18 protein-coding genes and 1 pseudogene are annotated in these 17,803 nt (G+C 61.7%); 6 read left to right on the forward strand and 13 right to left on the reverse strand.

What is annotated here, in order from left to right; all coding sequences use genetic code 11:
- Nucleotides 1-125 precede the first annotated feature (125 nt).
- Nucleotides 126-1,232 (reverse strand): aldo/keto reductase, encoded by a 1,107-nt coding sequence (locus tag NKI39_RS16425; protein ID WP_352833048.1) that lies wholly within the window; start codon nt 1,230-1,232, stop codon nt 126-128.
- 54 nt (nt 1,233-1,286) lie between these two features.
- Complete coding sequence (locus NKI39_RS16430; protein ID WP_352833051.1) at nt 1,287-1,715, reverse strand: nuclear transport factor 2 family protein; 429 nt, start codon at nt 1,713-1,715, stop codon at nt 1,287-1,289.
- A 114-nt stretch (nt 1,716-1,829) separates the two neighbouring features.
- On the opposite strand from NKI39_RS16430, the pseudogene NKI39_RS16435 reads away from it, so the two are divergent.
- A pseudogene (locus tag NKI39_RS16435) lies at nt 1,830-2,781 on the forward strand (LysR family transcriptional regulator).
- On the opposite strand, the gene tsf reads toward NKI39_RS16435, so the two are convergent.
- The 5 genes from tsf to NKI39_RS16460 all read right to left on the reverse strand — a co-directional run bounded on the left by tsf (nt 2,771) and on the right by NKI39_RS16460 (nt 7,398).
- Nucleotides 2,771-3,694: a translation elongation factor Ts gene (gene tsf / locus NKI39_RS16440; protein ID WP_352471655.1), complete on the reverse strand. Its 924-nt coding sequence runs from the start codon at nt 3,692-3,694 to the stop codon at nt 2,771-2,773. The pseudogene NKI39_RS16435 and the gene tsf overlap by 11 nt on opposite strands.
- Nucleotides 3,695-3,813: 119 nt before the next feature.
- Entirely contained in the window at nt 3,814-4,611 is a 798-nt protein-coding gene (rpsB, locus tag NKI39_RS16445) for a 30S ribosomal protein S2 (RefSeq protein ID WP_031211288.1), read from the reverse strand.
- A 204-nt stretch (nt 4,612-4,815) separates the two neighbouring features.
- On the reverse strand, nt 4,816-5,094 hold the full coding sequence (locus NKI39_RS16450) for a DUF4031 domain-containing protein (protein WP_352540673.1): 279 nt from the start codon (nt 5,092-5,094) through the stop codon (nt 4,816-4,818).
- A gap of 42 nt (nt 5,095-5,136) precedes the next feature.
- A complete protein-coding gene (locus tag NKI39_RS16455) occupies nt 5,137-6,435 on the reverse strand; it encodes a lysophospholipid acyltransferase family protein (RefSeq protein ID WP_352833053.1) in 1,299 nt (432 codons plus the stop codon).
- A 135-nt stretch (nt 6,436-6,570) separates the two neighbouring features.
- Nucleotides 6,571-7,398: a cell envelope integrity EipB family protein gene (locus NKI39_RS16460; RefSeq protein WP_352833054.1), complete on the reverse strand. Its 828-nt coding sequence runs from the start codon at nt 7,396-7,398 to the stop codon at nt 6,571-6,573.
- Between the two features lie 138 nt (nt 7,399-7,536).
- On the opposite strand from NKI39_RS16460, the gene NKI39_RS16465 reads away from it, so the two are divergent.
- The 4 genes from NKI39_RS16465 (at nt 7,537) to NKI39_RS16480 (ending at nt 10,551) form a co-directional block, all read left to right on the forward strand.
- The gene (locus NKI39_RS16465; RefSeq protein ID WP_352448812.1) at nt 7,537-8,001 is read left to right on the forward strand and encodes a RidA family protein; all 465 of its coding nucleotides are present in this window, start codon (nt 7,537-7,539) and stop codon (nt 7,999-8,001) included.
- A gap of 14 nt (nt 8,002-8,015) precedes the next feature.
- Nucleotides 8,016-8,744, forward strand: coding sequence for a glycerophosphodiester phosphodiesterase (locus tag NKI39_RS16470; protein WP_352833057.1), 729 nt, complete (start codon nt 8,016-8,018; stop codon nt 8,742-8,744).
- A gap of 40 nt (nt 8,745-8,784) precedes the next feature.
- Complete coding sequence (locus NKI39_RS16475; protein ID WP_352833059.1) at nt 8,785-9,999, forward strand: GNAT family N-acetyltransferase; 1,215 nt, start codon at nt 8,785-8,787, stop codon at nt 9,997-9,999.
- 120 nt (nt 10,000-10,119) lie between these two features.
- Nucleotides 10,120-10,551, forward strand: coding sequence for an HIT family protein (locus tag NKI39_RS16480; protein WP_352502384.1), 432 nt, complete (start codon nt 10,120-10,122; stop codon nt 10,549-10,551).
- 93 nt (nt 10,552-10,644) lie between these two features.
- On the opposite strand, the gene clpA is transcribed toward NKI39_RS16480, so the two are convergent.
- From clpA to NKI39_RS16495, 3 genes are all read right to left on the reverse strand, one after another.
- Nucleotides 10,645-13,113 carry an ATP-dependent Clp protease ATP-binding subunit ClpA gene (gene clpA / locus NKI39_RS16485; protein WP_352448808.1) on the reverse strand — a complete coding sequence of 823 codons (2,469 nt, stop codon included), beginning with the start codon at nt 13,111-13,113 and terminating at the stop codon, nt 10,645-10,647.
- 6 nt (nt 13,114-13,119) lie between these two features.
- Entirely contained in the window at nt 13,120-13,446 is a 327-nt protein-coding gene (clpS, locus tag NKI39_RS16490; RefSeq protein ID WP_023717744.1) for an ATP-dependent Clp protease adapter ClpS, read from the reverse strand.
- Between the two features lie 274 nt (nt 13,447-13,720).
- Entirely contained in the window at nt 13,721-14,050 is a 330-nt protein-coding gene (locus tag NKI39_RS16495; RefSeq protein WP_352471661.1) for a phasin family protein, read from the reverse strand.
- A 298-nt stretch (nt 14,051-14,348) separates the two neighbouring features.
- Between NKI39_RS16495 and NKI39_RS16500 the strand changes: the two genes are divergently transcribed.
- Entirely contained in the window at nt 14,349-15,737 is a 1,389-nt protein-coding gene (locus NKI39_RS16500; RefSeq protein ID WP_352540574.1) for an SPOR domain-containing protein, read from the forward strand.
- A 48-nt stretch (nt 15,738-15,785) separates the two neighbouring features.
- On the opposite strand, the gene NKI39_RS16505 is transcribed toward NKI39_RS16500, so the two are convergent.
- The 3 genes from NKI39_RS16505 to NKI39_RS16515 all read right to left on the reverse strand — a co-directional run bounded on the left by NKI39_RS16505 (nt 15,786) and on the right by NKI39_RS16515 (nt 17,777).
- Complete coding sequence (locus NKI39_RS16505; RefSeq protein WP_352833061.1) at nt 15,786-16,484, reverse strand: DnaJ domain-containing protein; 699 nt, start codon at nt 16,482-16,484, stop codon at nt 15,786-15,788.
- Nucleotides 16,484-17,215: a vWA domain-containing protein gene (locus NKI39_RS16510; protein ID WP_352833064.1), complete on the reverse strand. Its 732-nt coding sequence runs from the start codon at nt 17,213-17,215 to the stop codon at nt 16,484-16,486. Before NKI39_RS16510 ends, NKI39_RS16505 begins: the two co-directional genes overlap by 1 nt.
- A 124-nt stretch (nt 17,216-17,339) precedes the next feature.
- The gene (locus NKI39_RS16515; RefSeq protein WP_352466463.1) at nt 17,340-17,777 is read right to left on the reverse strand and encodes a DUF1489 family protein; all 438 of its coding nucleotides are present in this window, start codon (nt 17,775-17,777) and stop codon (nt 17,340-17,342) included.
- Nucleotides 17,778-17,803: the final 26 nt, after the last annotated feature.

Below are 17,803 nucleotides of genomic sequence, written 5' to 3' on the forward strand. Positions count from 1 at the left end.
GTGTTTTTGTTGTGGGCGCCGCTTTGGGGCGCCCCCATAACCCTGGGGCTTGCGTTAACCGAGTGGGGGCGTCTTGCCCGGGGGGGCCCCGAGCCGGAAGTTGAGATCGTGGACCTGGATAGCCGTCAGCTCACGCCGGCAAAAGTGCCTCGCATGAGCAGATCCGGCAGATAGCTTGCCGGCTTACCGCCAACCGCCTGCCCACCGGTCAGGCCGCCTTGTATTTCAGGGCCGAAGAACGAATACGGAAAGGGCGTGACCGGCCGGCTCACCGCATCGAGCCGTGCCCGAAGATCTTCGGGAATGTCGAAATCAAGCGCGCCGAGATTGTCCTTGAGCTGGTCAAGCCTGGTGGCGCCGACGATGACGGACGCAATGCCTGGCCTGTTTGCCGTCCAGTTCAGGGCGACCTGGGCCATGCTGCGGCCGAGCTGGCCGGCAACCCTCTCCAGTTCGGCGACGATTTGCCAGTTGCGATCGGTGAATTTCTGGAAACCGGGATTGGTCGAACCACGCATTGTCTCCAGCCGGCCACCATCCTCGACGATTGTATCGAAACGGTATTTTCCGCTGAGCAGGCCGCTGGCCAATGGACTCCAGACCATGATTCCGGCGCCATAGCGCGTGCCGAACGGCACGAACTCGTGCTCGATGTTGCGCTCGGCCAGCGAATATTCGAGCTGAAGCGCCGAAACCGGTTCATAGCCGCGATGCTCGGCGACGGCCTGCGCCCGGCTTGCGTACCAGGCCGGCACGTCGGACAGGCCGACATGCCGGATCTTTCCGGCGCGCACCAGATCGTCCAGCGTCCGCATCACCTCCTCCGGCGGCGTCAGCCTGTCCCAGGTATGGAGGATGTAGAGGTCGATGTAGTCGGTGCCGAGCCGCTTCAGCGAACCGTCTATCGCCCGCAGGATGTTCTTGCGGCCGTTGCCCCCGGCGTTCGGGTTGCCCGGTTCGGCGTTGTAGGTGAATTTGGTACTGATCACCGCCTTGTCGCGCAGCCCGCGCTCGGCGATGAATTCGCCGAGCCAGGTTTCGGCCGTGCCACCGGTATAGAGATCGGCGGTATCGAAGAAATTGCCACCGGCTTCGATATAGGCATCAACCAAGGCGCGCGCGGTTTCCTTCTCCGCGCCCCAGCCCCATTCCGTGCCGAACGTCATGGTGCCGAGCGCCAGGCGGGTGACACGCAGCCCGCTGTTGCCGAGCGTGTAGTAGGACATGGTCATGGATTTCTCCTGCAGTTTGAAAAGCGGGATTGAGGTCTTGCCTGGGATACGCAGTCAGGCCTTGGCCAGAGCATCGACCACCACCTGGAAGCGGCGCGGATCGAAATAGTCGTGGTAGGCGCTGATCAGACCGCTCTTGAAGTGGAAAATCGCGATATTGCTGTTGGTGTATTCAGTGCCGCCGATCAGCACCGCGCGGTTCTTGTACTCAACGACGATCGCGTCCGAATCCGCTGCCGGATAGATGGCTGTCAGCTGCGAATCGAAGGATTCGAAATTACCGAAGAGGCCTCGGAAGGCCGCCAGGATCGCGGCCTTACCATCGATGCTGTTTCCAAATCCTGCCGGTGGGTAGAAGACAAGTATACGGCCATCTTCAGCCCAAAGGTCGCCCCATGCCTCAATGTCGTTGCGGTGCATCAGATCAAAGAATTTACGCACGGTCTCGAGATTACGGGTTCGTTCGGAATCGAGGTCGGTCATTAGACGTCTCCTTGGCTGCTCGGCGATTGCCGTGTGATGTAGCCAAAGATGCGCCCTCCTTTCCCCACCGATAAGATTGCATTATCCGAATGGACTATGCGATATCATGCATGAATGGACCGCGATCTGCTTAGCCACCTACCTATAATCGTTGCCGTCGCGCGGCGTGGCGGCTTCGCGCCGGCAGCCGCCGAGCTCGGCATGAGCCCGTCAGCGGTCAGCCATGCGGTTCGGCTGGTAGAGGAGCGAATCGGCCAGCCGTTGTTTGCCCGCACCACGCGCAGCGTCTCGCTGACCGAGGCTGGCACCGCGCTTGTCGCTGCGGCGGAGCCGGCGCTGGAAGACATTGCCGACCGGATCGAACGTATCCGCTCTGTCAAAGGCCGGGCAAGCGGACTGCTCAGGATCGACGCGCCGCGTTTGGCGCTGCCTCTGGCGCTGATGCCCATCCTGACGGCGATGGCGGAACGTTACCCCTGACGTGACGGTGGAGATCGTCACCGACGAACGTCTGAGCGATATCGTCGGCGAGGGTTTTGACGCCGGCATCCGGCTGGGCGAGATGATCGCCGAGGATATGGTGACGGTGCGACTGACAGGGCCTTTCCGCAGCATCATCGTTGCCTCGCCGGCCTATGTCGCCCGGCGCGGGCGGCCATGGGCGTTGGCCGATCTCGCCGTGCACAACTGCATCGGCTATCGGCTGTTGCGATCACGTGCGCTCTATCACTGGGATCTATCCGATCAGGGCAAGGATATCAGCGTCGAGACACGCGGCAGCGTGGTCGTCAGCGATCCGCTGTCGGCAAGGGAAATGGCGCTTGCCGGCATCGGCCTCGCCTATCTGTTCGAGCCGCTTGTCAAGCCTGACATCGAGGCAGGCCGGCTGGTCGAAGTCCTTGGCGAGGCATCGATCGAGGAACCGGGACTGTTCCTCTATTTCCCGCGCCGCGCCGCGATGGCCCCGAAGCTCCGCGCCTTCATCGACACCGCGCAAGAAATCGGCCGGGCATCCTCGCGGATACCCGGCCGAAAAAAGCCTCTCAAACGAATAGTTACTTCTTGACCGCTGCCGCGACTTCCGCCGCGAAATCGGTCTCTTCCTTCTCGATACCCTCACCGAGCGCGAAGCGCAGATAGGCAGCGATTTTGGCTGGCGCGCCTATTTCGCTCTCGGCATCCTTCAGCGCCTTCTCGACGGTAATGTCGGGATTGAGCACGAAAGCCTGCTTGAGCAGCACGACCTCTTCATAGAACTTGCGCAAACGGCCTTCGACCATCTTCTCGATGATCGCTTCCGGCTTGCCGGACTGGCGCGCCTGGTCGGCGAAGATCGCCTTCTCGCGTTCCACTGCGGCCGGATCGAGCTCTTCGGTGGTCAGGGCCATCGGATTGGTGGCAGCGACATGCATGGCAACCTGACGGGCGAAGGCGTTGGCGGCATGCGCGTTGCCCGTCGTCTCGATGGCCACCAGCACGCCGAGCTTGCCAAGGCCGTCGGCGACCGCATTGTGAACGTAGGTTGCGACAGCGCCGTGCTCGACCGTGAGCTTGGCCGAGCGGCGGAAGCCCAGATTCTCACCGATGGTGCCGACAGCGTCCTTGATGGTCTCGGCGACCGATTTGCCCGATCCCGGATAGGGAGCGGCGGCAACGGCCTCGGTCTTGCCGCCATAGGCAAGCGCGACCTTCGCGACATTGGCGACGATCTCCTGGAACGCAGCATTGCGGGCAACGAAGTCCGTCTCGGAATTGACCTCGACGATCGCTGCCTCGCGGACGCCGGAATCTACGCCGATCAGGCCTTCGGCAGCGGTACGGCCAGCCTTCTTGTCGGCCTTTGAAATGCCCTTCTTGCGCAGCCAGTCGATGGCTTCTTCCATATTGCCGTTGGTCTCGTTCAACGCCGCCTTGCAGTCCATCATGCCCGCGCCGGTCAAGTCGCGGAGTTCTTTGACCTGTGCAGCCGAAATGCTCATTGTCGCCTCTTTGTCTAAATGCACTGACGCACCATCGATTTTCGATGATGCGCCTGGTGCTGGTAGCGCTTACCGCGCCAACATATTGGAAAGATGAAGGCCGCAGCCGGCCTTCGCTACTATGCTTCCGGGGTCTGGGCTGCCGGGCTCTCGGCGGCCGGGGTCTGATCGAGCGCCGGCTCGACCGGAGCCTCGACCGATGCGCCGATATCGACACCGAGCGCGCCCTGCTGACGGGCGATGCCGTCGATAGCTGCCTTCGCGATCAGATCGCAATACAGCTGGATGGCGCGGGCCGCGTCGTCATTGCCGGGGATCGGGAAGTCGATCTTGTCCGGGTCGCAGTTGGAATCGATGATGGCAACGACCGGGATGCCGAGACGCTTGGCCTCGAGAATGGCGATCGCTTCCTTGTTAGTGTCGATCACGAACATCAAATCGGGCGTCGAACCCATATCCTTGATGCCGCCCAGCGCCTTGTCGAGCTTCTCACGCTCGCGGTCGAGGTTGAGGCGCTCTTTCTTGGTCAGGCCCTGAGCCTCGCCGGCCAGCATTTCGTCGAGCTTGCGCAGGCGCTGGATGGAATTCGAGATCGTCTTCCAGTTGGTCAGCATGCCGCCGAGCCAACGCGAGTTGACATAGTACTGGGCCGAGCGCTGCGCGGCATCGGCGACGATGTCGGAGGCCTGGCGCTTGGTGCCGACGAACAGCACCCGGCCGCCCTTGGCAACAGTGTCGGAAACCTGCTTCAACGCCTGGTGCAGCAAAGGCACTGTCTGCGAGAGGTCGATGATGTGGATGTTGTTGCGGGCGCCGTAGATATAGGGCGCCATTTTCGGGTTCCAGCGGTGGGTCTGGTGGCCGAAGTGAATGCCAGCTTCCAATAGCTGGCGCATGCTGAAATCAGGCAGAGCCATTCTTATTTCCTTTCCGGTTAGCCTCCACGGACACAGGCATTTTTGGACTTTGTCCTCGAACGCCACCGGAGGTTTCAGCCGGATTTCTCCCGGGCAGACACCAAAGTCCGTGTGTGGAATGAGCGCGCATATAGAGGGGAAGCGCGACAAACGCAAGCGCTGTGGCGTCTTGCGGCTCAGCGTGCGGCGATCAGCGCACCGGTGTCATTGCCGCATCTTCCCCTTCGGCACCCGCACACGCCGGAAAACGGCGACGATCTCCTCGCGGCTGCACTCGATGGCGCCTAACCGCACTGCGCGGTCGCGCTCGAACCCGGTTATGTCATAGTGCGGCGCGGATGTCTTTGGCGGTCCTTGGTAGGACGCGCGCTTGATGCCGAGCTGCCCGGCAAAGCGATGCAGCTCGTCGGTGTCGTCTGCCAGCAGATGACACCAGCGGTGGCCGACCCATTTCCAGATCGCCGCATCGACATAGACCGCCACAGGCTTGCCGCACTCCTTCATCTTGCGCCGACCAACACACCGCTAACGATGATAGAAGGGATTGGCATAGAAAATGAAGCCGCCGCCAGCCTCGAGTTGCGTCATCGTCCTGGTGACGGTCTCCTGCATCCGGTCGTGCAGTTCGGCGAGTGCCTCCTCGACGGAGCCTTGATAGGCGTGCAAGCCTAGCGGCTCCGGTACCCGGACATAGGCGCGACGTGGGCCTGCCGGCTGCGGCACGAAACGGTTGATCGCATCGCGCAGCGTACCCTTGCAATAATCGTTGCGGATCCGCTTCAAATGTTCGGCGATCTCCTCCTGCGTGATGCGCGGGTTGGCTGAGGCCCACGGCCCGACACGCTGCAGGCGCTGGATCGCATCTGCCAGCGTTCGGACCTGCTTCTGGCTTCCGCTGCCATCCGTGCTTTCCCGCAGCCAGCGCCGCGAACGGCGCAAAAGGTCGGCATTGTCGAGCGTGCCGGCGTCGACCGAGACAAGTTCGGCAAGGCGACGGCCGAGTTCGGTCAGCAGGTCCTTTTGACGTGCGTCATACGAAGCCCGCTCATCGGACCGCAGGCCATATGCAGCCTCATCGCGAGACAGCAACGTCGCATAGATATGATGGATGCGCTCCGGCAGCGAATCGGCGGCACGGCGTTCGATTTTCAGGCTGTGCTCGACATAGGCGCATTCCTTTGCCAGCGCTGCCTCGACATTCCCCGTGAAAGCAAGCTTCCAGATCACGGGCGCGATCCAAACCTTGAAATCCGGATCCGTCAGGCGGCCGCGCTTCAACGCCTCGAACCCCATTTCGACCGCGCCCGGCAGCAGCGGGGCAATGATGTTGGCATGCCAGCCGACACCGCCTTCGGGATGCAGGAGCACGCCGTGCCCCTTCAGCGCCCAGGCCACCGAATGTTCCTTGGCGGCCGCGCTGTTGCCCGGGATTTGCGCGATCAGATTGTTGGCCAACCAGAATTTCTGCATCAGCCGGCCAAGCCCGTTGACGACGCCGTGCGTGGCCCAGGATGCCGCCAGCGGGCTCACCCGCGAGACGACCTCCTTGTCGATCATCCAGTCGGTAAAGAATTCGGGATGGTTGGGCGTGATGAACGTCGCCTTGCCCGCGCCGCAACAAGCCTTCAGCCTTTGCCGGTCATCCTCTGGAAAATCGATGTGGCGGACATTGGCGACGCCGCGCAAACCGGCCAGACGGTTGAATGGCAACAGGTCGCGAAAGCCTGGAATGCCGTGCAGCATGACAATCCGGTTGACCAATGTCATAGCGTTGATCAGCGTCGCATTGGGCCGCGGCGCCACAAAAACGTCGATCCTGCTCAACCTGCTCCCCCGCGGCGCATACCGTCATAAGACGTTGATAGGCAATTGCGGCATGCTCAAGTCGATGCGACTTGCCCCGCAAGATTAAGCGCTACTATCCCGGATAGCGGCCGGCGGCTTGCCGTTCACTCGAGCTTATTTAGACGGGCAGGTCTTAGGCTGATCGAACAGTGACAGATTGACCAATTTGCCGGTCATCGAGAACTCGCCATAGTCCATGACGAGATCGCGCGTGATGCCGTTCTTGTGCAGCTTGAAGCTGATCCGGTATTCCGGCACCTCCTCGCCGCCTTTGTCGGCATCATCGAAATAGGCGATGTCGACCGGCCAGTATTTGTCGGTGGCGAGCTTGGCCAGCGCCGGCGCTTCCGGATCGGCATTGTCGGCATCGGCTTGCTTGCCGACGACGACGGTGGTGGTCACCACCTTGTTGGCGTCCTCAGAGCCGTCGAACAGGTTGGTTTCGTAGAAACGCTCGCCCTTTTCCGCCTTGCCGATCATTTCGACCATTTGCTGGGTCGGGAACTGGGTCGGCGCGAGTTCCAGGCTGTTCTTCTCGGGCTTGTCGATATCGACCTTGAGACCGTTGGCTTCCTTCGTTGCGGTACCCTTGACCTCCTTGTCGAGGTTCTGGTCGACAAAGGATTTGTTCACGAAGGAGAAGGTCTTGCCCTCGCCATCCTCGAAGGTGGTCATCTGCTGGTCGGTCAGCCTTGTGTTGTCGCTGGTTACGATCTGGGTCACCAAACGGAACTTTACCGTATAGCCCTCGCAAGGCGAGCCGTTGAACTCGTAGACCATGCGGCCGGTGATGCCGGTAATGCCGGAACGGTCTGAAGCCTTGTCGAGTGAAATGTCGTAAACAGCACGATGCGCCTGCAGCGCAGGCACCGCAAAAGCGGGAGCCGCCCAGGAAGCCGCTGTCAAGAGAACGGCGTTGAATGCGAGGCGCGTTGCGCGCATGGGGTGCTCCGATCATCGCGGCTAGTGGCAAGCCGCATGGAAAGATGGTCCAGCTTAAAAAAAGTCGTGGCGGAAGCGAGGCAAAAATAGCAATTTCGGCCCGGCCTGCGCGGCACCTTCAAGCAATAGGGAAATAGCATGAGCGAAACAATCGAAAAGCGGCTAAGCGATCTCGGCGTGACGCTGCCGGCCGCCGCCGCGCCCGCCGCCAATTACGTGCCCTATTGCCGGACCGGCAATCTGCTGTTCACCGCCGGGCAGTTGCCGCTCAAGGAGGGCAAGCTCCAGGCGAGCGGACTGCTTGGCCGCGATGTCGACACCGCGACCGGCAAGGAAGCCGCAAAATACTGTGCGATCAACATATTGGCCCAGGCTCAGGCGGCACTTGGCGATCTCGAGAAAATCCGTCGCTTGGTGAAGATCACCGTCTTCGTCGCCTCGGCACCGGATTTTGTCGAACAGCATCTGGTTGCCAACGGCGCCTCGGATTTTCTCGCCGCCGTGCTCGGCGATCGTGGCAAGCACGCTCGCTCCGCCGTCGGCACCGCCTCCCTGCCGCTTAATGCCGCAGTGGAAATCGAAGCGATCTTCGAAGTCGAATGACCGGGACTGCAACCATGACCGATCTTTCCTGGCTGACCGCCCGGCCCGTCGCCCATCGCGGCCTCCACGACATGAACAAGACGCGCTGGGAGAACACCCTTTCCGCCTTCGCTGCGGCGGCCGAGCGCGGCTACGCGATCGAATGCGATGTGCACCTGTCGTCCGACGGCGTCCCCGTCATCATCCACGATGGCGATCTGCGGCGGCTGACCGGCGAGGACGGCTTCGTCTGGCAGCGTACGGCTGCAGAGATCACGGCGCTGAAGGTCGGCGGCACCGCCGACCATTTGCCGACGCTGCAGCAGGCGCTTGATCTGGTCGACGGCCGTGTGCCGATGGTTGTCGAGCTGAAAGGTGCTGCCGGGCATGACGAAGGCCTGGTCGAAAGCGTCGGCAAGATGCTCAAGCATTACAAGAGCAAGACCGCGATCATGTCGTTCGACCATTGGCTGATCCGCGAGTTCCCGAAATATGCACCCGGCATACCCGGCGGGTTGACCGCCTACGGCAACGACAACCACCTGATCGAGGCGCATTTCGCCATGCTGGCGCATGACATCGCCTTCACCTCCTACGCTGCCGGCGACCTGCCGAACCGGTTCGTCTCCTTCGTGCGAGAGAGACTCGGTATGCCGGTGATCACCTGGACCGTGCACGACCAGCCTGCCGTCGACCTGACCTTCAAATATGCCGACCAGATGACGTTCGAAGGATTCGAGCCCGATCTGGTACGGCTTGCCTGAGCGGGCTTGTATGGGTCCGCAGCGAGCTTAAGTAAGCCTCATGGATCAAGGGGACGACTGTGAAAGACAAACGGCGAATGCGGAGCTGTCGATCCGCATCGCCGCGGGCATCGGCGCCTTTACCAGCGCTGAATGGGACAGCCTCGGCGGCACTACACGCGGCGATGCAGAATACGGCTACAACCCGCTTGTCTCATTCGCTTTTTTGAGCGCGCTGGAAGATTCCGGCTGCGCTGTTCGGCGCACAGGCTGGCAAGGCCATCACCTCAGGCTGGAAACCGCGCGAGGCATGTTGCTCGGAGCGGTCCCCTGCTATCTGAAGTCGCACAGCCAGGGCGAATATGTCTTCGACCATGGCTGGTCGGACGCGTTCGAACGCGCCGGCGGGCGCTACTATCCGAAGCTGCAATGCGCGGTGCCGTTCACACCCGTCACCGGCCCTCGCCTGCTGGTCGGCAGGGGCGAGGACATCCCCACCGTCAAGGCCGGTCTTGCGACCGGCCTGAAGGCGGTGACGGATAAGCTCGGCGTGTCTTCCGCGCATGTTACTTTCGCGCCGGAGGACGACGTCCAGGTATTGGCGGCGGCCGGCTTCCTGCATCGCACCGACCAGCAGTTTCACTTCTTCAACGAAGGCTTTTCGAGCTACGACGATTTTCTCACAACGTTAGCCTCGCGCAAGCGCAAGGCAATGAAGAAAGAGCGGCGCGAGGCCCTCGCCGACGGCATCTCGATCGACTGGCTGACCGGCAAGGATCTGACCGAAAAGGCCTGGGACGACTTTTTCGCGTTCTACATGGATACCGGCAGCAGGAAATGGGGCCGGCCCTACCTCAACCGCGATTTCTTCTCACTTATCGGCGAACGCATGGCCGACGACATCCTGCTGGTCATGGCCAAACGCAGCGGGCGCTACATTGCAGGTGCCATCAACTTCATCGGTTCAGACGCGCTCTACGGCCGCAATTGGGGCTGCATCGAGGACCACCCGTTCCTGCATTTCGAGGTCTGCTACCATCAGGCGATCGATTTCGCCATCTCGCGCAAGCTGAAGGTGGTTGAAGCCGGTGCGCAGGGCGAGCACAAGCTGGCGCGCGGCTACCGGCCCGTGACGATGCATTCGGCGCACTACATCGCCCATCCAGGTCTGCGCAATGCAGTGGCCGACTATCTCCAGCGCGAGCGGCGCGAAGTCGAGCGGATGAGCGAATATCTGGAAGAGCACACCCCGTTCCGCAAGGACATGGCGCAGTAGAGTAGCGAGCCCCAATCGCTCAGCCGAGCGGGCCGGCACGGCCGATGTCGACCGATCGTCTTGCCCGCCCGGAACAGCTTCGCTACACCAGACAGCGAGCCAAGAACCGGAGCGCGCGCCATGGCCGAAGCAACCTATGACAGCAGCAACATCTTCGCCAAAATCCTGCGCGGAGAAATCCCTTCGCACCGCGTCTACGAGGATGACGCGGTCATTGTCTTCATGGATGTGATGCCGCAAGGACAGGGTCACACGCTGGTGGTGCCGAAAGCGCCGTCGCGCAACTTGCTTGACGCGGATCCGGCGGTGCTTGGCCCGCTCTTCGCTCACGTCCAGAAAGTTGCGCGGGCCGTAAAGAAGGCCTTCGATGCCGATGGCGTCACGGTTATGCAGTTCAACGAACCAGCTTCGGGGCAGACTATCTTTCACCTTCACGTCCATGTCATTCCGCGCTTCGAGGGCATTCCCCTGAAACCGCACAGCGGACAGATGGAAAAGCCTGAAGTCCTGGCCGAAAACGCCGGCAAGATACGGATGGCGCTGGCAAGCTGAACCGGTGCAACCGCTCTGGCGGGCGCCGGGCGGTTAACCGGAAGGTGTCACAAAAAAAGCCCCGTTTCCGGGGCTTTTTTACTGGCTGGTTCGTCAGTTCTTACGCGGCAGTTGCGGCACAAGGCTGCGCTTGCCGCCGTCCTTACCTTTGGGCTCCGGCTTCTGCGCCACCGCCTTTTTCGCGGCGGGCTTTTTCGCCACCGCCTTCTTGGCCTTCGGCGCGTCGTCCGGCTCTTCCTTCTTCGGCTTCACCGGCGCCTCGTCGGCGAGCGATTCGAGCTTCAGGCCGGTCTCGCCGGTTTCCTTCTTCTCGACGGTGACACGCACCGTGCCGCCCTTCTTGAGCTTGCCGAACAGCACCTCGTCGGCCAGCGGCTTCTTGATGTGCTCCTGGATGACACGGCCAAGCGGCCGGGCGCCCATGCGCTCGTCATAGCCCTTGTCGGCCAGCCATGCGATTGCATCCTGCGACAGGTCGAATGTCACGCCGCGCTCGGAAAGCTGCGCTTCCAGCTGCATGACGAACTTCTGCACCACCTGATGGATGACCGGCACCGGCAGCGAGCCGAACGGAATGATCGCATCGAGACGGTTGCGGAACTCCGGCGTGAACAGCCGGTTGATCGCTTCGACATCGTCGCCTTCGCGCTTGGTCGAACCGAAACCGATGGCCGCGCGCTGCGCATCGGACGCGCCCGCATTGGTGGTCATGATCAGGATGACATTGCGGAAGTCGATCTGCTTGCCGTTATGGTCGGTCAGCTTGCCGTGGTCCATGACCTGCAACAGGATGTTGAACAGGTCCGGATGCGCCTTCTCGACTTCGTCCAGCAACAGCACGCAATGCGGATGCTGGTCGACGCCGTCGGTCAGAAGGCCGCCCTGGTCGAACCCGACATAGCCGGGAGGGGCACCGATCAGCCGCGAAACGGTGTGGCGTTCCATATACTCCGACATGTCGAAGCGGATCAGCTCCACGCCGAGCGACGCGGCGAGTTGCTTGGCCACTTCCGTCTTGCCGACACCGGTCGGACCCGAGAACAGGTACGAGCCGATCGGCTTTTCCGGTTCCCGCAGGCCGGCCCGCGCCAGCTTGATGGCCGAAGTCAGCGCGGTGATCGCGGTGTCCTGGCCGTAGACGACGCGCTTCAACTCGATGTCGAGGCCTTGCAGCACCTTCTCGTCGTCGGCGGAAACCGTCTTCGGCGGGATACGCGCCATCGTGGCGATCGTCGCTTCGATCTCCTTGATACCGATGGTCTTCTTGCGCTTGGCTTCCGGCACGAGCATCTGCGAGGCGCCGGTCTCGTCGATCACGTCGATCGCCTTGTCCGGCAGCTTGCGGTCGTTGATGTAACGCGCCGAGAGCTCGACCGAAGCCTTGATCGCCTCGCTCGTGTAGCGGACCTTGTGGAACTCCTCGAAATAGGGCTTGAGGCCCTTCATGATCTCGATGGCGTCCTCGACAGTCGGCTCGTTGACGTCGATCTTCTGGAAGCGCCGCACCAGCGCGCGGTCCTTCTCGAAGAACTGGCGGAACTCCTTGTAGGTGGTCGAGCCGATGCAGCGGATCGCGCCCGAAGACAGCGCCGGCTTCAACAGGTTCGACGCATCCATGGCCCCGCCGGAGGTGGCCCCCGCCCCGATCACCGTGTGGATTTCGTCGATGAACAGCACGGCGCCGGGATAATCCTCGAGCTCCTTGACGACCTGCTTCAGCCGCTCCTCGAAATCGCCGCGATAGCGGGTGCCGGCCAGCAACGTGCCCATGTCGAGCGCGAAGATGGTGGCATTGTGCAGCACTTCGGGAACGTCGCCCTCGACGATGCGCTTGGCGAGGCCTTCGGCGATTGCCGTCTTGCCGACGCCAGGATCACCGACATAGAGCGGGTTGTTCTTGGAGCGGCGGCACAGCACCTGGATGGTCCGGTTGATCTCGCTCTCGCGACCGATCAATGGATCGATCTTGCCGGCCTTGGCCTTGTTGTTCAGGTTGACGCAATAGGCAGTCAGCGCGTCCTGCTGCTGCTTCTTCTTGCCGCCTTCCTCTTGCGGCTCGGCTCCGCTCTGGCTGCCTTGCTCGTCGTCGGCGCCGCGCGGCGTCCGCGTCTCGGAAGCGCCGGGGCGCTTGGCGATGCCATGCGAGATGTAGTTGACCGCGTCGTAGCGGGTCATCTGCTGTTCCTGCAGGAAGTAAGCGGCGTGGCTCTCGCGCTCGGCGAAGATGGCGACGAGCACGTTGGCGCCGGACACTTCCTCGCGGCCTGACGACTGCACATGGATCACCGCGCGCTGGATGACGCGCTGGAAACCGGCAGTCGGCTTGGAATCTTCATCGTAGCCGGTGACGAGGTTGTCGAGCTCGGTGTCGATATAGGTGAGGACCGTATGCTTCAACTCGTCGAGATCGACGTTGCAGGCACGCATGACAGCGGCCGCCTCGGTGTCGTCGATCAGGGCGAGCAGCAAATGTTCAAGGGTTGCATATTCATGGTGCCGCTCATTGGCGAGCGTCAGCGCTTGGTGAAGCGCCTTTTCCAGGCCTTGGGAGAAAGCCGGCATGTTACCTCACTTCTTCTCCATCACGCATTGCAGCGGATGCTGATTCTGTCGGGCGAAATCCATGACCTGAGACACTTTGGTCTCGGCCACTTCGAATGTATAGACCCCGCACTCGCCCACCCCATGATTGTGAACATGAAGCATTATGCGTGTGGCGGCTTCGCGGTCCTTCTGGAAAAAGCGCTCCAGCACGTGGACCACGAATTCCATGGGTGTGTAGTCGTCGTTAAGAATGAGGACCCGATACAGACTGGGCTTCTTGGTCTTGGTTTTTGTGCGCGTGATGACGGCCGTGCCGCGACCGGCCTCATTGCCGTTGCTGCCGTTCTGCATTCGCACCACGTAGCTCGTGGCAGTCAAACCTATAGTCACGTAGTCCTGCCTCTTTCGAATCCTCATGCATGCTCGACATGTAGGTGTTCGATGGACGATTTTAAGCCCTTCTGTTTAGCTGACAATATGGCTAGGTGGCCAAACTTGACCGATTTTTCAAATCGTGAAGACCGCAGGCCCCCGATTTCGGGCCGGCATGAAAAAACCCGGCCGCGCGTTCGCGACCGGGTCTGTCTTTGCAAGCCCAAGGGCCGGCTCGGAATGTTCGTCGAATTTACTTCGCCTTGGCGACGATCGATTCGAACGGCTTGTAAGCTTCCTTGGCGAGTTCGGCATAGAGATCGCCAAGCTTGGTGGCCTCGGTGACGAAGCTCTCATAGGACTGCTTGGCATAGTCGGACTGGATATCGATCGCCTTGTCCAGCGACTTGGCGGAAAAGAGCTTCTCGACAGCGGCGCTACCGGCTTCGAAGCTTTTCTTGGTGTACTCACCCGCCTCGGCGGCGATAGCCTGCGCCCCCTTGGACAGCGAGGCGAAGCTCTTCAATCCGGTGTCCGCAAATTCCTTGCCGTATTTGCTGAAATCTTCATAGGTCTGGGTCATTTCACGCATTCCCTTGAACGGTTGCCTTGGATGATAGACGCGGCTTGTCCGGGCCGCGTTGTGCAATGCGTGTAAATATATTGTGCAGTGCACAAAAGTCAAGATTCCCGCGGCAATGCGGATCGTGAGCTGCCGGCATTCGCTAAGATTCGAATAAAGAGAAGCTCAATCCCACAGAAAATGGTGAACGCGGCGGTTACCATAAACGGATTGGTAACGCTGCCTGCGTTAGCGTGGCCGGAGGTGAGGCAGGACCCTTTGCCGCCTCCAAGGCAACGGAAATTCAAAGGAACTATCAGTGCGTAAGGCGTTGTCGGGCTTCGTTTCCAAATCCGTGTCCCCCTTCAAAACGATCATGATCCTCGCCATGGCGATGAGCTTCGTCGTCGCGGACGCGGCTTCATCCATGGCGGCCAAGTCGGCGGCCATCGTCATCGATGCCAAGACCGGCAAGGTGCTTTATTCGTCGGATGCCGATGGCCGGCGCTATCCGGCTTCGCTTACCAAGATGATGACGCTCTATCTGACGTTCGAGGCGTTGGCGAAGGGCAGGATCAGCAAGAATTCCCCGGTCGTGTTCTCGGCCAATGCCGCTGCCGAACCGCCGACGAAGCTCGGCGTCAAGCGGGGCGGCTCGGTCACGGTCGAGACCGCGATCCTGTCGATGGTGACCAAATCGGCAAACGATTCCGCAACGGCGCTTGGCGAGACGCTCGGCGGCAACGAAGCCAATTTCGCCCGCATGATGACCGCCAAGGCGCGGGCGCTGGGCATGAGGGGAACCGTTTTCCGCAACGCCAACGGCTTGCCTGATCCCGGCCAGTTCACGACCGCGCGCGACATGGCGATGCTCGGCATCGCCCTGAGAGAGCATTTCCCGCAATATTACGGCTATTTCTCGCAGCGCTCCTTTCTTTACGGGCGGCAGCGCATCAACGGCCACAATCGTCTGCTCGGACGCATCAAGGGCGTCGACGGCATCAAGACCGGTTACACCCGCGCCTCCGGTTACAATCTGGTCTCCTCGGTCTCGGATGGCGATCGGCGCATCGTAGCGGTGGTCATGGGCGGCAGGTCCGGCGGCAGCCGCGACAGCCAGATGGCCGGGTTGATCAATGCCTACATGCCGCAGGCGTCGTCGCGCGGCGGCGGCGTGCTGATTGCCAAGGCCGGCGGCGGCAATCCGATTTCAGCCTTGGCCAAGGTGCTTCTACCGAAGCATGACGCGCCGACACCGGACAGTAAGCCGGACGACGATGCCGTTGCCTCTCTTGTCGAGGAAAATGCGCCCGTCGTTGAAGAGACCGCTCCGGTCGTTCAGGCCAAGAGGGTCAAGACGACGGCTGTGTCGACGGTGGACGACGTGGCGACAGCCCGGGTCGCCGCAGCCTATGCCGAACCGGCGGCAGAGGTCGATCCGGTCAGCACGGCGTCGGTGCCATCCGGCTGGGCAATACAGGTCGCCTCTTCGCCAAAACAGGCCGAAGCGAAGGCTTTCCTCGACAAAGCGACGAAGCAGGCGCCCTCCGTTCTGACCGATGCCTCCGGTTTCACCGTCGCCTTCGACAAGGACGGTGTCACCTACTACCGCGCCCGGTTCGGTGGTTTCGGTTCGAAGACGGCTGCCTGGAAAGCCTGCAACGCTTTGAAAAAGAAGAAGATCGAGTGCTACGCCGTCCAGCAGTAAGCGGCGCGCGAAACGATATCTGTCCCGAAGTTTTTGCGTCGAAGGAGACTAGTTGTGATTGGAGAGCAAGACGTCCTTGGCTTCATTGATCCGCGCCGCCAGGAAGGACGTGCCACCGATATCGGGGTGCAGGCGCTGCATCAGGCGGCGGTGCGCCTTGCGGACATCCGCCGCGGCAGCCCCCGCTTCAAGACCAAGGATCTTGTAGGCCTCCTCCTTAGTCATGGCGCCAGAACTTGGCGCAACACCCAGCCCTTCGCCACCATTCGCATCAGCGTCTTTGCGCCAGATGGGAAATCGGCCGTCAAGATACGTCTCTAGCAATTGGCGGCTCTCCGGATCGCCGGAGAGTTCGCGATAGAGTTGCTGCAATTCGGCAAGCCCCATCGAGCCAAGCATCTTGCCTTCATGGCGCCCGGCCAGCACAAGGCCTTCGAGGCCGCCGGTATCGTGATCGAGTTCCATCTCAAGCGCCGCCGTACGAACTGTCGAACGCTTGCCCGCCGCCAGTTTGGCTGCCGGCCGATTCATGCGCATGGAGCCGTACCAGGCGAGCGCAGCCGACAGGATCAAGCCCCCGATGCCCTCGCGCCCGACCAGCAGCACGGCGACGCCGACCAGCCCGAGCAGCACAGGTCCAAGCGTCCTCATGCCGCCTGCAAGCTTCGCCGGATCGGCGCGCAGGAAGATGGTGAGCATGCCGAGAAACACCAGAAGCAATGCTACGAAAGCGATAATCGCGCCCATCAGTTTCCGCCGCCCCGCATATGCTCGATCATCAGTCGGTCTTCCGGCCTGCCCCGGGCCTCCAGTGCCTTCAGCCCGCCGGTGGCAAACACGGCGACGGACGAAAGCAGGCCGGCCAACGTCGCGGCAGCCCGCCGATCGAACCTGAACCAGGCCCCTTTCGACAGCCGCGCAATTTCCTTGAACGCCTTTTCCGCAGCGGCATCATGGCCCTCCTGAAAGACGAAGACAGGAACGCCGTGCAGACCGAGGCTGCCGGCCTTTTCGGCCAGATCATCTATGTTTTCTTCCATCGCGTCGCCGATATAGACCAGCGCGTTGACCTTGGCCGCCGCCGTCTGTTTCAGCGCGTGGGCGAGCACCTTGCCGATCTGGGTACGGCCGCTGCGGCAGTTGATGCGCGTCATCAGCTGTTTCAGAGCTGCGGTATCGGTGACGAATGCGGATGAGCGGCACTCGCCAAGGCCGCGAAAATAGACAAGTTGAACCTTGAGCGCCCCGGCCTTGCCGACGGCGTCGAACATCTCGGCCTGCAGCGCACAGGCGAGATCCCAGGTCGGCTGGCGGCTCATTGTCGCGTCGAGGGACAGGATCAGCCTGCCTGAACAGGTGGCGGATGCAGCGAGCGTCCTTGCCTGACGGAGAAACGCGTCGATCTCGCCGGTGCTCGATTGAGACTCGACCGGCGCAGGATTGGCCCTTGCAGGCACGGGCTGCTTCTTGTCGCTCATGACATTCAAGATGTGGCGTTGTCCCCCGGCTTGCAAGCCCAGATGAGGCGACCTGGAGGACCTGTGATGATGGCACCTGCGGACAGCGCTTCGGCTGGTGGTCTTGGCGTTGCGCTTCTCGGCGTCAGAGCAGGCCGAGATCGGCAAGCTCACGCCTGAGCTTCGGCGGCATCTCGATCAGCCCGGCTTTGCCCTTGCCGAGATCGGCCGGCGCGTCCGCCGGCTTCAGGTAGCGCCACCCCTGGAATGCACGGCGCGGTTGCCAGTCAGTGCGCACGACCTCGGGATCGAGGATCAGATGGCAACGGCCGATGCCCTCGTCATCGGTGAAGGGCCGGATTTCGGTGATCAGCTGGCGGCATTGGACATTGCCCTTGATCACCCAGTAGAGCGAGCCGCCGTCGGTAATCTCGGCGCCACGCGTCGGCACCATGCGGGTGGTGTGGTAGTGCTCGGCCGGTTCGCCGGCGCGGCGCCGCTCGTCGAGACGGAAGGCAATCCACTCTTCCAGATCCTCGACGCTGTCACAGCCGACGCAAAGCTTTATGAGATTGAGAGACATCGTTTAAGGTTTAGTCCAGCACGCGA

Source organism: Mesorhizobium sp. M0664 (assembly GCF_040320565.1).
Lineage (GTDB): Bacteria > Pseudomonadota > Alphaproteobacteria > Rhizobiales > Rhizobiaceae > Mesorhizobium.

Bases quoted from the DNA above. Each gene is read 5' to 3' on its own strand.
- NKI39_RS16425 (WP_352833048.1), bottom strand. From the start codon at position 1,232: ATGACCATGTCCTACTACACGCTCGGCAACAGCGGGCTGCGTGTCACC.
- NKI39_RS16430 (WP_352833051.1), bottom strand. From the start codon at position 1,715: ATGACCGACCTCGATTCCGAACGAACCCGTAATCTCGAGACCGTGCGT.
- tsf (WP_352471655.1), bottom strand. From the start codon at position 3,694: ATGAGCATTTCGGCTGCACAGGTCAAAGAACTCCGCGACTTGACCGGC.
- rpsB (WP_031211288.1), bottom strand. From the start codon at position 4,611: ATGGCTCTGCCTGATTTCAGCATGCGCCAGCTATTGGAAGCTGGCATT.
- NKI39_RS16460 (WP_352833054.1), bottom strand. From the start codon at position 7,398: ATGCGCGCAACGCGCCTCGCATTCAACGCCGTTCTCTTGACAGCGGCT.
- NKI39_RS16465 (WP_352448812.1), top strand. From the start codon at position 7,537: ATGAGCGAAACAATCGAAAAGCGGCTAAGCGATCTCGGCGTGACGCTG.
- NKI39_RS16470 (WP_352833057.1), top strand. From the start codon at position 8,016: ATGACCGATCTTTCCTGGCTGACCGCCCGGCCCGTCGCCCATCGCGGC.
- NKI39_RS16475 (WP_352833059.1), top strand. From the start codon at position 8,785: ATGGATCAAGGGGACGACTGTGAAAGACAAACGGCGAATGCGGAGCTG.
- NKI39_RS16480 (WP_352502384.1), top strand. From the start codon at position 10,120: ATGGCCGAAGCAACCTATGACAGCAGCAACATCTTCGCCAAAATCCTG.
- clpA (WP_352448808.1), bottom strand. From the start codon at position 13,113: ATGCCGGCTTTCTCCCAAGGCCTGGAAAAGGCGCTTCACCAAGCGCTG.
- clpS (WP_023717744.1), bottom strand. From the start codon at position 13,446: ATGCAGAACGGCAGCAACGGCAATGAGGCCGGTCGCGGCACGGCCGTC.
- NKI39_RS16495 (WP_352471661.1), bottom strand. From the start codon at position 14,050: ATGACCCAGACCTATGAAGATTTCAGCAAATACGGCAAGGAATTTGCG.
- NKI39_RS16505 (WP_352833061.1), bottom strand. From the start codon at position 16,484: ATGGGCGCGATTATCGCTTTCGTAGCATTGCTTCTGGTGTTTCTCGGC.
- NKI39_RS16510 (WP_352833064.1), bottom strand. From the start codon at position 17,215: ATGAGCGACAAGAAGCAGCCCGTGCCTGCAAGGGCCAATCCTGCGCCG.
- NKI39_RS16515 (WP_352466463.1), bottom strand. From the start codon at position 17,777: ATGTCTCTCAATCTCATAAAGCTTTGCGTCGGCTGTGACAGCGTCGAG.